Origin of the sequence: Cecembia lonarensis LW9 (assembly GCF_000298295.1) — a bacterium.
Lineage (GTDB): Bacteria > Bacteroidota > Bacteroidia > Cytophagales > Cyclobacteriaceae > Cecembia > Cecembia lonarensis.
Genome location: NZ_AMGM01000019.1, coordinates 21,581 through 35,547, shown reverse-complemented (window position 1 = coordinate 35,547; position 13,967 = coordinate 21,581). Strand labels below are relative to the sequence as shown.

Annotated in this window: 12 protein-coding genes; 8 read left to right on the top strand and 4 right to left on the bottom strand. The window is 39.2% G+C overall.

Annotated features, from left to right (window positions below):
- Positions 1 to 64: 64 nt before the first annotated feature.
- The gene (locus tag B879_RS08105; protein ID WP_009184681.1) at positions 65 to 823 is read right to left on the bottom strand and encodes a 3-keto-disaccharide hydrolase; all 759 of its coding nucleotides are present in this window, start codon (positions 821 to 823) and stop codon (positions 65 to 67) included.
- A gap of 127 nt (positions 824 to 950) precedes the next feature.
- On the opposite strand from B879_RS08105, the gene B879_RS08100 reads away from it, so the two are divergent.
- Positions 951 to 1,853: a DUF1684 domain-containing protein gene (locus B879_RS08100; RefSeq protein ID WP_009184680.1), complete on the top strand. Its 903-nt coding sequence runs from the start codon at positions 951 to 953 to the stop codon at positions 1,851 to 1,853.
- Here B879_RS08100 and B879_RS08095 read toward each other — a convergent pair.
- Positions 1,850 to 2,884: an alpha/beta hydrolase gene (locus B879_RS08095; protein WP_009184679.1), complete on the bottom strand. Its 1,035-nt coding sequence runs from the start codon at positions 2,882 to 2,884 to the stop codon at positions 1,850 to 1,852. The genes B879_RS08100 and B879_RS08095 overlap by 4 nt on opposite strands.
- A gap of 125 nt (positions 2,885 to 3,009) precedes the next feature.
- Between B879_RS08095 and B879_RS08090 the strand changes: the two genes are divergently transcribed.
- The 5 genes from B879_RS08090 (at position 3,010) to B879_RS08070 (ending at position 10,237) form a co-directional block, all read left to right on the top strand.
- Positions 3,010 to 4,659, top strand: coding sequence for a M28 family metallopeptidase (locus B879_RS08090; RefSeq protein WP_009184678.1), 1,650 nt, complete (start codon positions 3,010 to 3,012; stop codon positions 4,657 to 4,659).
- Positions 4,660 to 5,116: 457 nt separating this feature from the next.
- The gene (locus B879_RS08085) at positions 5,117 to 5,797 is read left to right on the top strand and encodes a TetR/AcrR family transcriptional regulator (RefSeq protein WP_009184677.1); all 681 of its coding nucleotides are present in this window, start codon (positions 5,117 to 5,119) and stop codon (positions 5,795 to 5,797) included.
- Positions 5,787 to 7,487, top strand: coding sequence for a peptidase domain-containing ABC transporter (locus B879_RS08080; RefSeq protein WP_009184676.1), 1,701 nt, complete (start codon positions 5,787 to 5,789; stop codon positions 7,485 to 7,487). Before B879_RS08085 ends, B879_RS08080 begins: the two co-directional genes overlap by 11 nt.
- Positions 7,488 to 7,498: 11 nt before the next feature.
- Positions 7,499 to 8,851, top strand: a complete 1,353-nt coding sequence (locus B879_RS08075) for an HlyD family secretion protein (protein WP_009184675.1) — start codon at positions 7,499 to 7,501, stop codon at positions 8,849 to 8,851.
- A gap of 3 nt (positions 8,852 to 8,854) precedes the next feature.
- Positions 8,855 to 10,237, top strand: coding sequence for a TolC family protein (locus B879_RS08070; RefSeq protein WP_009184674.1), 1,383 nt, complete (start codon positions 8,855 to 8,857; stop codon positions 10,235 to 10,237).
- A gap of 85 nt (positions 10,238 to 10,322) precedes the next feature.
- On the opposite strand, the gene B879_RS08065 is transcribed toward B879_RS08070, so the two are convergent.
- Positions 10,323 to 11,264: a glutamate--tRNA ligase family protein gene (locus B879_RS08065; protein WP_238542104.1), complete on the bottom strand. Its 942-nt coding sequence runs from the start codon at positions 11,262 to 11,264 to the stop codon at positions 10,323 to 10,325.
- A gap of 102 nt (positions 11,265 to 11,366) precedes the next feature.
- Between B879_RS08065 and B879_RS08060 the strand changes: the two genes are divergently transcribed.
- A complete protein-coding gene (locus B879_RS08060) occupies positions 11,367 to 12,152 on the top strand; it encodes a hypothetical protein (RefSeq protein WP_009184672.1) in 786 nt (261 codons plus the stop codon).
- A 375-nt stretch (positions 12,153 to 12,527) separates the two neighbouring features.
- On the opposite strand, the gene B879_RS08055 is transcribed toward B879_RS08060, so the two are convergent.
- Positions 12,528 to 13,007: a PaaI family thioesterase gene (locus tag B879_RS08055; RefSeq protein ID WP_009184671.1), complete on the bottom strand. Its 480-nt coding sequence runs from the start codon at positions 13,005 to 13,007 to the stop codon at positions 12,528 to 12,530.
- 97 nt (positions 13,008 to 13,104) lie between these two features.
- Here B879_RS08055 and B879_RS08050 point away from each other — a divergent pair, with 97 nt between their 5' ends.
- Positions 13,105 to 13,908 carry a M48 family metallopeptidase gene (locus B879_RS08050; protein ID WP_009184670.1) on the top strand — a complete coding sequence of 268 codons (804 nt, stop codon included), beginning with the start codon at positions 13,105 to 13,107 and terminating at the stop codon, positions 13,906 to 13,908.
- The last annotated feature ends 59 nt before the right edge of the window (positions 13,909 to 13,967 follow it).

Genomic DNA, 13,967 nt, shown 5'->3' with positions numbered 1-13,967 from the left:
TTTTTAGAGGGGCAAAGATAGACATTTTGATTACAAAGAGCAGGGTAAAATTGATAGATACTGATTAGAAATTAGTAGATTTCTTTTCTAAATCTAACTCCTGTATCCAAATATTACGGTAAAGTACATTGTGGCCCTCTGCCTGTAGCTTAATTCCCCCGGGTCGGTCAGTAATTCCTTTCCCGCCATCATTTCCTCCATCCAATCCAGAATTGGGACCTCCCCATACCTGCTGTATCTCCCTATCCTCGTGGATTTTTTGACCGTTAAAGTAAACCGTTACCCGGGCTTTTTCGGTCAACTTACCATTTTCAAACCGGGCTGCCCTAAATTGGATATCATAGGCATTCCATTTGCCTACCCCATGGTATGCCTGAACCGTTGGTAAGTGCTCATTGATAATGGCAGCCATGCCATGAAGGCCATAATCTCCATCTAAAATCTGTATCTCATACCTGTTTTGTAGGTAAACACCTGAATTGCCACCTTCTTGCTGTACTAAAAATTCCACATGTAATCTGAAATCTTTGAACTCCTGCTTGGTGACAATATCGGCTGCACCATACAGGCCTCCGGCTGCTGCAGGGTCATTGCTGTTCATGGCAAAACCTTCATCGACCGGATCCTCAACAATTTGCCATTTTATGGGAAGTTCTGCTTTTAGCCTTGGCCCCTCCCAATAAGTCCATTTCTCATCTAACATCTCCCTGCTGCCATCGAACAATTGGATGGCACCATCTGGTTTTTTTGCATTTACCCCAATTTGTGCTGGCAGATTCCAGTATATGAGGAAACATAATAAGGTTAGTACCTGGGTTTTCATAGGTTTGTTCAAAGTTTGAATTGGCCCAAATAAGCAAATAAATTAACTTGTTTTTATGTCATTCATGGAATTTTTCATTAATTGATTGGAAAACTGCTTAATTTTCCGCTGTTAATTTAAAATTTAGATGAAGATAAAAGCTTTGATTTCAGGTTTGATCTGGTTGATTGTGGCGGCCTGTGGCCAAAACCATCAGATTTCTAAAGAAGCGCATTTGGAAGAAATCAATGACTGGCATGAAAAGCAAATGGCTTCATTAACCTCAGAGACCGGTTGGCTGAATTTGATAGGTCTGCATTGGTTGGAAGAAGGATTTACTTCCTTTGGGTCAGGGGACAATATGGATTTCAAATTGGAAGCTCCACATTTTCCAGAGGAAATAGGGAAATTTGAATGGGTTGAAGACAGGGTGTTTTTCATTCCAGAAGTCCAGGGAGTAATGGCGGAAGATGTTGAAATTCAGGAAAAAACCTTGATTTTTGATGCTAATGCCAGTGTTTCCCAAGCTATATCCTTTGGAAGCCTTCATTGGACCATTATCAAAAGATCCGATGCGTATGGGGTTCGTCTCAGAGATTATGAAGCAGAAATTGTAACATCTTTCACAGGCGTGGATCGCTTTCCTGTAGCCCTTCAATGGAGACTTATCGCTGATTTTGTCCCTTATCTACCAGCTAAGGAAATCCCCATTACCAATGTGATTGGCCAAACAAGCCCAAATTTGTCCCCTGGATATATTGAATTTCAATGGGAGGGGGAGTCTTATCGAATAGATGCCCTAGGAAATGAAGGGGATAAGGAACTGTTTTTGATCTTTGCAGATGAGACGAGCGGGGTAGAAACATATGGTGGTGGTCGCTATATGTATGTTAAGCGGCCTGATGCTTCCGGTAAAATTATTTTGGACTTCAATAAGGCGTACAATCCACCCTGTGTGTACACGCCTTATGCAACCTGTCCGCTGCCCCCAAGACAAAACATTTTAAACCTTGCCATCAGATCGGGTCATAAAAATTATGGGCACCACTAAGAAGCGGCCTCTAATTCAGTTTCCTCGTATTTAGGAGGCTTGACTTTTGCAACATTTTCCAAAAACAGTATTGTTTCATTTAAAACTGATTCCCAGTCTTCCGATGTGATACTTGATGCAATGACATGGTCACCTGTATCAGGAAAGGAAACCCTTCTTTTCATCCTGTCCGGTGTTTTTAACCTGTCAAACATTTCCAGCATTTTTGGAACAGAAACCACAAAATCCTGTTCTTGATCACTTTTATAATAATATCCCATGAAAACAGGGAGCTCTATTTTTAAAAATGTATCACCCACCATTTTACTCCTTAAAAGTACAGCTAAACTTTCAAAGCCATTAACATGATACTGTTCAGACCAGTATTTAGCTTTATCACCCTCCCTTGGGGTTATTCTTACCCCATTTTCATACACAAACCTTTCAGCCAAAAACTTGGTCCATGGTCGGAAAAATTGTTCCAGCGCATCTCCTCCTTCACGGATGGCAGGGGAATAAAGCACAAGCGCTTTCATATCCGCTCTTTCAGAGGCAAGGACCAAAGACAATGCCCCGCCCATGGAGGTGCCGATCACAATGACAGAATCCCCCAAACTTTTTCCTATCATATAGGCCTCGCGCACATCATCCACCAATTTCTGTGCAGTAAGGTGCTTCATAGCATCTTCCCGATCGATACCATGTTCCGGTAGCCGTACCAGATAAAGATTGGAACCAAAATGCTTGGCGACTTCCCTGTGCACGGGTGAACCTTCCATTTCACTGGCCCCAAAACCGTGTATATAGACGATTGAATAGGAAGTTTTGCTTTTATTAACGCTATCCGCCCAGACAATTTTTGCCTTGTTGCCGGGTTTTAATCCTTTTACCGTATCCTCTTTACTTGTTACATAGGCTTCCAAATCATACATTCTCGTAGGTACTTCTGGGTAATCGCCGGAAAGTGGTTCTATGGAAGCTTTTGGTCCCAGCATATAGGTGACTGCCAAGGCTATGGCCAGAAAAAGCAAGACTTTTAGTACGGTTTTCATAGAATGGTTTAAATTGTTGGTAAAAATAGGATTAAAAAATAAAAAGGTTCAAATATCTGATATGATTGGATGGAAATCTTAGGAATTGAAATTTTGTTATTTTTGGAAAAATCATCTCAATCAATATGTTCAATAGTAAATTCACTAAAGTACCGCTGATATTTTCAGCATACTTGTTTTTTTTGGCCTGTGCCGAAAAAGAAAGCCAAGAATTTTCCTTCAAAGTGGAAGATTTTGAACCCCATGTGATTGCCCTTTCCTCTGACGAATTTATGGGGAGAATGCCTTTTTCAGAAGGGGAGACTTTAACCTTAAATTATTTGGAGGAACAATTCAGAAATTTGGGTTTTCAACCGGGGAATGGGGACAGTTACTTTCAGGAAGTTCCCATGATGTCTATTACTTCAAGGCCTGAAGAAAATATGCGCATCCGTCACCAAGACGGTGAATTAAGTCTTCAAGGATTCCGTGATTATGTCATCTGGACTCAGCGTACTGATCAAAAGGTCAGCTTCGAAGATGCTGAAATAGTGTTTGCCGGATACGGCATTGTTGCTCCAGAGTATGGGTGGAATGATTATGAAAATCTTGATGTGGAAGGAAAAATCGTCATGGTAATGGTCAATGACCCAGGCTTTGGCAAAGACGAAACGGATCTTTTTAGGGGAAATACCATGACTTATTATGGAAGATGGACTTATAAATTTGAAGAAGCTGCCAGACAAGGGGCTTTAGGCACACTAATTATCCACGATACAGGTCCTGCAGGTTATGGTTTTAACGTGGTGCAAAATGGTTGGAACTCTCCAAAGCTTTACTTAGACTCAAGAGGTAAGGAAAAGTATAATCCTGTTTTCGAAGGCTGGGTGACCTTACCAATAGCCAAGCATCTTTTCACTTTGGCAGGTTTAGATGGGGATGCCTGGATGGAAAAAGCCAGTTTACCGGATTTTCAACCTATTCCATTGGAAATTAAAGCAAGTAGTGAGATATCTGTAGAGGTTAACTACGATCAGTCAAAAAATGCGATAGCATTGATTGAAGGTTCAAAAAGACCTGATGAATATTTGATTTATACTGCTCATTGGGATCATTTGGGCATAGGAAAGGCAGATGAAACCGGTGATAGTATTTATAACGGTGCGCTGGATAATGCCAGTGGGGTAGCAGCACTCTTGGCTTTGGGTAAGGGATTCCAGTCTGATCCACCGGAAAGATCAGTTGTCCTATTGATGGTAACTGCTGAAGAACAGGGTTTGTGGGGCTCTGCCTATTATGCAGAAAACCCTATTTTTCCAAAAGAAAAAACCGTGGCCAATATCAATATTGACGGTGTAAATCACATTGGTAAAATGAGGGATGTGTCTGTTATCGGTGTAGGGCAATCTGATCTTGAAGATCTTTTGGATGATGAACTTCAAAAACTTGGCAGATACAGTGCCCCTGAGCCTACTCCTTCCGCGGGTTATTACTATAGATCAGATCATTTTAATTTTGCTAAAATCGGTATTCCAGCGCTTTATTTTGGTACAGGAATAGATCACGTAGAATTGGGGAAAGCATATGGACTAGAAAGACAGATGGATTTTACATTAAACCATTATCATAAGCCATCAGATAAATATATTCCTGGTGAGTGGGACTTGGAAGCTGCTTTAGATGAAATTAAGCTCTACTACCAGGTAGGCCTAAGAATAGCCAATAGCAACGCTTGGCCTCAATGGAAAGATGGCTCAGAATTCAGGTCCATAAGAGAAGCATATATGAAAAGGTGACTATTTAGGGTATGGTGAAAACAGCTAAGGTGTTTTAAATTATAGTTTACTGGAAAACCTTAATAGATCAAAGTGCAAGTTTTTTCAGCAGACCCTATTTAAAGTTCCAATTAACCACATGAAGTTGTATCATAAGTCAAATGAAGGCCCTTAAATTTGGCTGGATGAAATTTGATTCAGATACCTTCTTGAATAAAAAAAACAGGCTGTCCCTATTAATGGGATAGCCTGTTTTTTATTCTTATTTATCGTACTGTCAGACTTAATTTGGGTTGTTTTTTAATAAAAATTAATAAAAACTATTGCGTGTTCATATAATTCAATGATTTATATAAATGATAATCAGGCACTTAATATAAGAGGTTGTATTTTTTTGTGAGTGGTGCAAACTTTTTATACAATAGAGTAAACTTTTTGTGAGGGTGATCCGTTAGTGCTGTGTTTGCAACAGTAAAATATGGAGAGCATTTTACAAAAAATCCGAGTGGATGTCAATGAGGATATTTACCTCAAAGATCCTTTCAGTTCTGATTTAGGAAAAGAAATAATCCGTAATTCCATTCATATGATGATGGATTTGGGATTTGAAAATTTTTCATTCAAAAAACTTTCATTGCAGATTGGTTGCACAGAGTCAGCAATTTACAGGTATTTTGAAAATAAGCATAAATTACTTTTGTATCTTACTTCTTGGTATTGGGGTTATGTGAGACAGAATTTTATTTTCGGAACAGCCAATATGGAAGACCCCAGGCGCAAATTAGAAATTGCCATAAAAATTCTAGTTAAAGGACCCATATTCACTAAAAATGATTTTATAGATCCTTTGTCTCTTAGAAGGCTATTGACAGACGAAGCAGCTAAGGCCATTATGACCAAAGAGGTAGATGAAGAATATCAAAAAGGCTTTTTCAACCACTACTTCAAATTGGGTGAAATCATAGCCGAAATTATCAAAGAAATCAACCCCTGTTTTCAATATCCCAAGACCTTGGTGTCCACGGTCATGGAATCCAGTTTGATGCAGTCTTATTATTCAAGACATTTGCCTGATATGACTGAGCACCAACCAGGTGATGAGAGAAGGGTTGATTTTTTCAATCAATTAGTTTTTAAAACGATAGCAAATGAAAATTGATTTAGCAGTAACCCCTTTGAGGAGGTTTTTCAAACTCATCGCTGAAGAAAAGAAGGAGGTATACGCCATATATTTCTACTCCATTCTGAATGGTGCTGTTTCCTTGATCTATCCATTAGGTATTCAGGCCATCGTCAACTTTGTGTTGGGAGGAAGAGTCAGTACTGCTTGGCTTTTGATGGTACTGGTAGTAGCAGTAGGTATCACCTTTGGTGGGTTTTTACAAATTTCCCAGCTCTACCTTACGGAAAAACTTGAGCAGCGCGTTTTTACAAAAACAGGCTTTAGTTTTGCATACAGGTTACCAAGAATGAAGTTGGATGCGCTTCAGGATAAATTTACGCCAGAAATTGTAAACAGGTTTTTTGATGCAGTAAATCTGCAAAAAGGAATGGCTAAAATCTTGATTGACGTTTCTTTTGCGACGGTTCAGATATTTTTTGGTATGATACTTTTGGCCTTGTACAATATATTCTTTGTTATTTTCAGCGTAATCCTGATTGCATTGGTTGTGCTGGTATTTTATTATACCAGTCCAAAAGGTATGGAAACAAATCTTAAAGTTTCCACACAAAAATATAAAACAGCCTATTGGTTAGAAGAGATAGGCAGGACGATGGCTACTTTCAAACTGGCCGGAAATTCAAAACTCCCCTTCAATACCATTGACAAGCTGCTGGCCTCTTATGTGGATTTCAGGAACAAGCATTTTGCTGTCCTTGTCTTACAATATAAGGTTATGATTGTCTTTAAAGCATTAATTGTAACAGTATTATTGGTTGTAGGTAGTTTGCTTTTGATTGACAATCAAATCAGTATAGGTCAGTTTATTGCAGCTGAAGTGGTTATCATTCTAATAGTAAGTTCTGTTGAAAAGGTAATCCTTTCTTTGGATACGGTTTACGATACATTGACTGCTGCTGAAAAAATCGGTCAGGTTTTGGACTTGCCGCTTGAAAGACAGGAAGGAACGGAAAAATCCCTTTCCACAAACAGCCAAAGTCTAAAGTTTGAAGTCAGGGATTTAGGTTATAAATCGAAGGACACCAGTTTTGATATTCTCAAGAATATCAATTTTTCCATCAATCCTGGTGAAAAAGTAATCCTTACAGGAGGAAGCGGTAGTGGAAAGAGTACTTTATTATACCTTATGGCAGGACTTTTTGGAGAACATGATGGCAGAGTCATTGTCAATGACCTGCCAATAGACACCATGAATCTTGACCGATTGAGAAGTTATATAGGTGATAGTTTGTCTCACCAGTCTATTTTCAATGGTTCTATTTATGATAATATCACTTTACACAAAGATGTCGGTGAAAAGCATGTACGGGAAATCATTGATTTGGTGGGTTTGAAGGAGTATATCTACAAACTTCCCGAGGATTGGGATACCATTTTATTGCCAGAAGGTAAAAATCTTAGCAAGCATATTATCAGTAAACTGATTTTGGCTAGGTGTTTGGTCAATTACCCTAAAGCTTTGTTGTTGGAAGATATCATTTCTTGCTTCAACAAAGAAGAACAGGAAGCCTTTATTAAGTATCTCCTCGATGGTAATTGGACCCTAATTATGGTGTCAGAAGATCCTGAAATTATAAAGAAATTTCCAAGGGTTTTAGTACTTGATCAAGGTAAGCTATCTTTTGATGGATCCTCTGAGGTGTATTTAAAGAGTAAAAAAATATAACCCCATACGTTATGTTAGATATATCAAAAAATAAAATTGGGGATAAGATCAAAGTTGATGGCTATAAAAGCCTTGGAATGAGCTTCCCCACTGGAGAAAGTAGAAAAAGAATACAAATTCTGGTTTGGTCACTTGTTGGTGCTTTTTTGTTCCTTTTTCTTCCATGGACACAAAATATCCGATCTCAAGGATTTGTGACAGCATTGAGACCGGATCAAAGGCCTCAAACTGTACATTCTATTATTGCAGGGAGGATTGAACAATGGCATGTCGGTGAAGGTGATTATGTTCAAAAAGGAGATACGGTTTTACTTATTTCTGAGATAAAAGACGATTATTTTGATCCTATGCTTTTGGACAGGACAAGGCTACAGGTAGACGCCAAGTCCATGGCGGCAAGGTCTTATGCTGAGAAAGTAAAATCATTGGATGTTCAAATTGGAGCACTTCGTGAAAACAATGTCCTTAGGAGGGAGCAGGCTGAAAACCGTTTGAAAATGGCCGAGTTACAGGTTACTTCAGATAGTATCAAATTTGAGCAGGCTAAAGTGAATTTTAAAATAGGTGAAGAACAGTTGAAGCGGGCTGAGAAGTTGTTTGAAGAGGGTTTACGTTCTCTGACTGACTTTGAACAAAGACAATTACGTTTTCAAGAGGTTCAAGCTGGTCTTATCGCTTCAGAGAATGACCTGCTTAAAAGTATCAATGCAAGAATTGCGGCGCAGATAGAACTTAATGCCATTGATAATGATTTTAGGGACAGAATGGCTAAAGCCACGGCAGATATGTATGAAGCCATGTCCGCGCAATTTGATGCTGAGGCGACCGCTACTAAATTGGAGAATCAATATACCAATTATGAGGTAAGAACCGGATTTAGGTATATCCTTGCTCCACAGGAGGGTTATATCACGAGGGCCATTCAGGTAGGTATAGGTGAGACAATCAAAGAAGGTGCAGAAATTATCAGTATACTTCCAGGAAATGCACAGTTGGCTGTAGAAATGTTTGTTCAGCCTGTAGATTTTCCATTGATAAGGATTGGAAATAAAGTGAGATTCATATTCGATGGTTGGCCTGCCATAGTATTCTCAGGCTGGCCTCAGATCACCAATGGAACTTTTGGGGGGGTCGTACATGCCATAGATAATTTTGCAGGACTAAACGGCCAATACCGAATACTTGTGGTAGAGGATCCCGAGGATAAACCTTGGCCAGATGCTTTGAGAATTGGCTCCGGCGCAGATGGTATCGCCTTGCTGAATGATGTACCGCTCTGGTATGAGATATGGCGACAACTCAATGGTTTCCCACCAGACTATTATACAAATAGGGAAAAGGCTGACAATAGAAAGGCGAAATAATCCATGCGTAAACTATTGATAATCATTTTATTGCTAGGTACTCATGCATTGCATGCACAGGAGGAGCTTTCCTTTGAAATGTATATGGACTGGGTTAGGTCATATCATCCTGTTGCTAAATTGGCTGATATAAATCTCCGGTTTGGCGAGCAGGAGCTTCGTGCCGCAAGGGGTGGTTTTGATCCTAAAATCTTTGCAGATTACAGTACTAAAAGGTTTAAAAATACAGAATACTACGATACTAGGGTAGGGGGTGTTGGGATCCCCACTTGGGGCGGTGTGGAGTTAAAAGGGATACTTGAACAAAACTCCGGTGCTTTCCTTAATCCCGAGCAAACTGTCCCTTCTGATGGACTGTTTGCCTTAGGAGCTTCTGTAAACCTTGGACAAGGCTTATTCATAGATAATCGAAGGGCGGCATTAAGACAGGCTCAAATCTTCCAAGAAGCAACCAAAGCGGAACGACAGCAAATACTGAATGACCTGTATTTGGATGCCACTGACGCCTACTGGAAATGGGCAGCAGATTACAATAACCTTAATGTTTTCGAGGAAGGATTAAGGTTGGCGGAAGAACGTTTCGAAATGGTAAAGGAAAGCTTTATTCAAGGTGATTTCCCAGCTATTGATACGGTCGAGGCCTATACCCAGGTTATGGATAGAAAGTTCAGCCTGCAGACAGCGCAAATCAACTTCTTTAGGACTACACAGTTGATCAATACTTTTCTTTGGGATGAAAATGAAGAACCAATAGATCTGGTGGAGACTATTTTTCCAGAAAACGTATTGGATCCGATGCTTTATGATTATAGTAAGGAGTCTTTAAGGCAGTATGTGCTTTCACACCCTGAATTGCAACTAAAGGATTTTGATATTGCTACAACAGAGGTAGAGAGGAGGTTTAAAGCAGATTTGCTGAAACCTGTGGTCAGGGTGAATTATAATTTCCTGACCGAAACGATCAATCCCATACAAACCTCGCCCTTCCTGGAGAATGATTATAAAATGGGGCTGACTTTTGCCATGCCCTTATTTCTGAGGAAGGAAAGAGGAAGTTTGGGTTTTACAAAGGCGAAGTTAGACTTCAAAAATTATGAAAGGGAACTGAAACTGTTCCAATTGAAAACAAAATTGGAAGGTGAGATATTTAACTTTGAAACTGTGGATGAACAGTTGGTGGTCTTTACCAATAATGTCAGTGGACTAGAAAGGTTACTTGAAGGTGAAGTAATGCGCTTTGAGATGGGGGAAAGTTCCCTTTTCTTGGTAAATGCACGGGAGGTAAGCTTATTCAATGCTCAGGTAACGCTCAACAATCTTGCTGCAAGAAGGAAGACAGCCTATGCCAAAATGCTTAATGCTGCAGGTTTAGGTTTTGATGAATAATTGCCTATTTATTTTCATCCTGAAATTCTTTTATCAATAAAAAGGGCTTACCAAGTATTATGGAGGGTAGGCCCTTTTGTTTGGTTTATTTTTTACGCTGGGGACTTTGATTAGTTAATTGAGATAAGAATTCGAAGTCTTCCAGACAATTCAGAGGTTTCTCGAGCTTTAGGTATGCTCCGATTAATCTAAAAATTGCTTCTTTTTTATTTCCGGATTTTCTGAGATTGCGTATGGAAGTAGCGCCAAATGATTTGGAAAGTTTTTTATTGTCGGGGCCTTTGAACAAGGGATGATGTAAAAAAAGTGATTTTGAAAAATTATTGGAAGGAAGTTGTGAGGCTATTGAAACCTGAACCAAGCTTGAAGCCCAGAGGTCCCTACCCCTTACAATGAGATCTGTGCCATAATGAAGATCATCTACTAATGAGGCAAGTTGGTAAGCAGGTAAACCGTCTTTCCTTCTGATGATGCAAAATGCAATTTCTTGAGGGACTTTACTTTCCACCCTTCCCTTCAAAAGATCATTTAAAATGATTTTACTTGATCCATCAAGCCGCATTCTCCATGCCACATCAGGTGATTCAAATTCAAGGTTTCTTTGATGGCAATATCCAGTATAGTACCCTTTGGGATGTAAGTTCCGGATTTTTTTTCTGCTACAATCGCAGGCAAATAATTGGCCTGAGTCTTTTAAAGTTTCTACTGCTTTATCGTATAATGAACGCCTATTTTGTTGAGAATATTCCTCCTTGAACTCTTTTATGTTTTTTGGTCCCAAATGATAAGGGAGTCCGAGAAAATCTAAGGTATCAAAAATGTCCTGCAGGTATTTATTTTTAACCCTTTCACTATCCAGGTCATCAATTCGAAGTTGGATCTTTGCATCAAATCTTTTTGCTATATGATAGGTAAAAATAAAAGAAAATATATTGCCCAGGTGCAAGAAGCCACTGGGGGTAGGTGCATATCTGGTCAATTTGAATTTAAGCTGCTCCTGCAAAACCTTCATTTTTACGTTATGCAAAATACTCAAATTGATTAAATTGAAATAAAAAGAGCAGTTCAACTTAATAATTTTTAACGCCTATAATTTTTTCTGATTGAACCCAGTATGTAATTTCGGGAAGTGAAGCATGTAAAAGGTCTAATTATTGTTTTTCTCCTGTGTTATGGCAGAATCGCTATAGCCCAAGTGGTTACAGGCAATGTAATAGATGGCCTTGACCGGAATTTTTTAGATAAGGTATGGGTGGTAAACCTTCAAAATATGGACAGTAGCCTTACCAATGAAAGGGGCTATTTCAGGGTATTGGCCAATGAAGGTGATAGTCTATTGTTTTCAAGAAATTATTACCTGCAAAAGAGAATAGTGGTTGGAAAAGACAGGCATATCCTGACAGAAGTTTACCTGGACGCGAGGACCTTACCTAGGTTTGACCTGTATGCTGACCAATTGGTGATTCCATTTAATGCCGGTAATCTTTCAAATATGCGTTCTTTAGGTGATCGGCCTACTGGACCGGGTAAAATGTACCTTGGAACTTCAGAGCAAGGTGGGATGGTTCCGGGAATTACATTGGATGGTCCCATTTCCTATTTCATGAGGTCGGAAAGGCAGAAGCGCGAATATGCAAGAAAACTGGCCTTTATGGCTCGTCAAAAGGATTACCTTGAACTTATTCAGTCAGACTCTGTGATGCAGGAATTGAAAGTAATTTATAACCTAACCGATAAAGACTTGGACGACCTAATCATCGAGTTTAACATCCAAAACCTTACTCACCAGTTTTTGGATATGGATTGGCAGCGGGTTGAAAATCTATTGATCAATTTTTTAAATCAAAGGACAAGGTATCGAGAGGAAAATGAAATCTATCCGGAAACAAAAACTTCTAATAGAAGAAAGGATTGATGATTTGACCATGGTATCCCCATGGATAAAAGTAAAGCCATCCGGAGTCCAGATGGCCTTCAACCTATACAAAAGGCAACCAGCAAAATAAGGTGTTAAGCAACTTAAAAAAATTAACACGAACAGATTGAACTCAACTTAACATTTGGCATAAGCCAAAATTAAACCTGAATGAAGTTTTTCAGGTAAATGGTGCCTGGTATCACTGAAGAGCGAAGTGTGAATATGGAGAGAACACAATTTTTTCAGGAACCAGGTCTTAATTATGAATAACGGCATGATTATCTGTCTATATACAAAAAGTTTATACCCTTTATTTCAAAGAAAGGTTACCTCATTTCTATTAATAGAATTTATGCTTTTATAAAAATTTGTTTATGATTTTCGTTTAAATGACCAAGTGACAAAAAATTTGGCTACAACTTCTCCTGATGGGTTAGTTCCCGTTGAAATCATGGTCAGTTTCCCTGTTTCATTGGGTTTGAGTCCATCAATCAACTCATTTAATACCTTCCCTTGGTCACACCTGAATGTTATCTTTTGGTTTGCTTTTTTATGGTATTCTGCTCTGAAATCGACCACCAACATGCTAAACTTTCCTTTACCTGCCAAAGACAATTGACAGAGTGCACCTGTGCTCAGTTCAGCAGCCCCGGCCAATGCTGCAAAATAAATTGAATTGAATGGGTTTTGTGACCTCCAAAAATAGGGAATAGTCACTTCGCATTGATCCATGTCGAGTTTAGTAACTTTTAACCTCCAAAAAACGGCTGAAGGAAGTTTAAAAAGCATTGCCCACCAGAATATCAGTGGATTATTCATTCTACTTAGGTATTTTTTTGCAGCAGTATTCATTAGCAATTGGTTTTATGTGATGAAAATAAGAAAAAAGTAAATATATACTTTGAAATGGCACTCTTTTTGGGCTAATTTCGTAGTAAACTTAAACAGTATGTGGAAGAAAATTATCTTTTTAATGGCATTGGGGTTATTCATTTATTCCTGTGCGAAAGTACCCATGAGTGGTAGAAGTCAATTGGCTTTGGTGAGTAATGAAGAGCTGTTACCATTGGCTTATGAGCAGTATGCCCAAGTTTTGAAAGAGAATAAAATAGTTACCAATACCCCCCAGGGGCAAATGATTGTAAAAGTGGGGAGAAGGATTGCAGAATCTGTGGAAAAGTATATGAGGGAGCAGGGCTACGAAAAACAACTGGAAGGATTTGCTTGGGAATTCAATTTGATTGAAGATGATATCGTAAATGCCTGGTGTATGCCAGGAGGAAAAGTGGCTTTTTACACAGGCATCATGCCTATTTGTCAAGATGAGGCTGGGGTGGCAGTTGTCATGGGGCATGAAGTAGCGCATGCTATTGCCAATCATGGTAGGGAAAGGATGTCTAATGGTCTTTTGCTTAACGGTCTTTTAGGAGGAGCTCAGGCCGCAATGGGACAAAATCCCACCTTGACCCAAAATATTTTCTTACAGGCATTTGGCGTGGGTGGACAATTGGGCATGTTGAAATTCTCCAGAAGGCATGAATTGGAAGCCGATCAACTTGGTCTCAATTTTATGGCAATGGCAGGCTATGACCCTAGGGTAGCACCAGGTTTCTGGGACAGGATGAGCGAAGGGAAAAATGGGGCTCCACCAGAGTTTTTGTCAACACACCCCGGTCCGGGAAAAAGAAAAGAACAACTTGAAAAACAAATGCCGAAAGCCATGGATTATTACGAAAATAGTGAATACAAATAGAAACTTGGCCTTAATGGATTTCGGTATTTGAATGAAACAAAAAGAGGCTGTCTTATAAA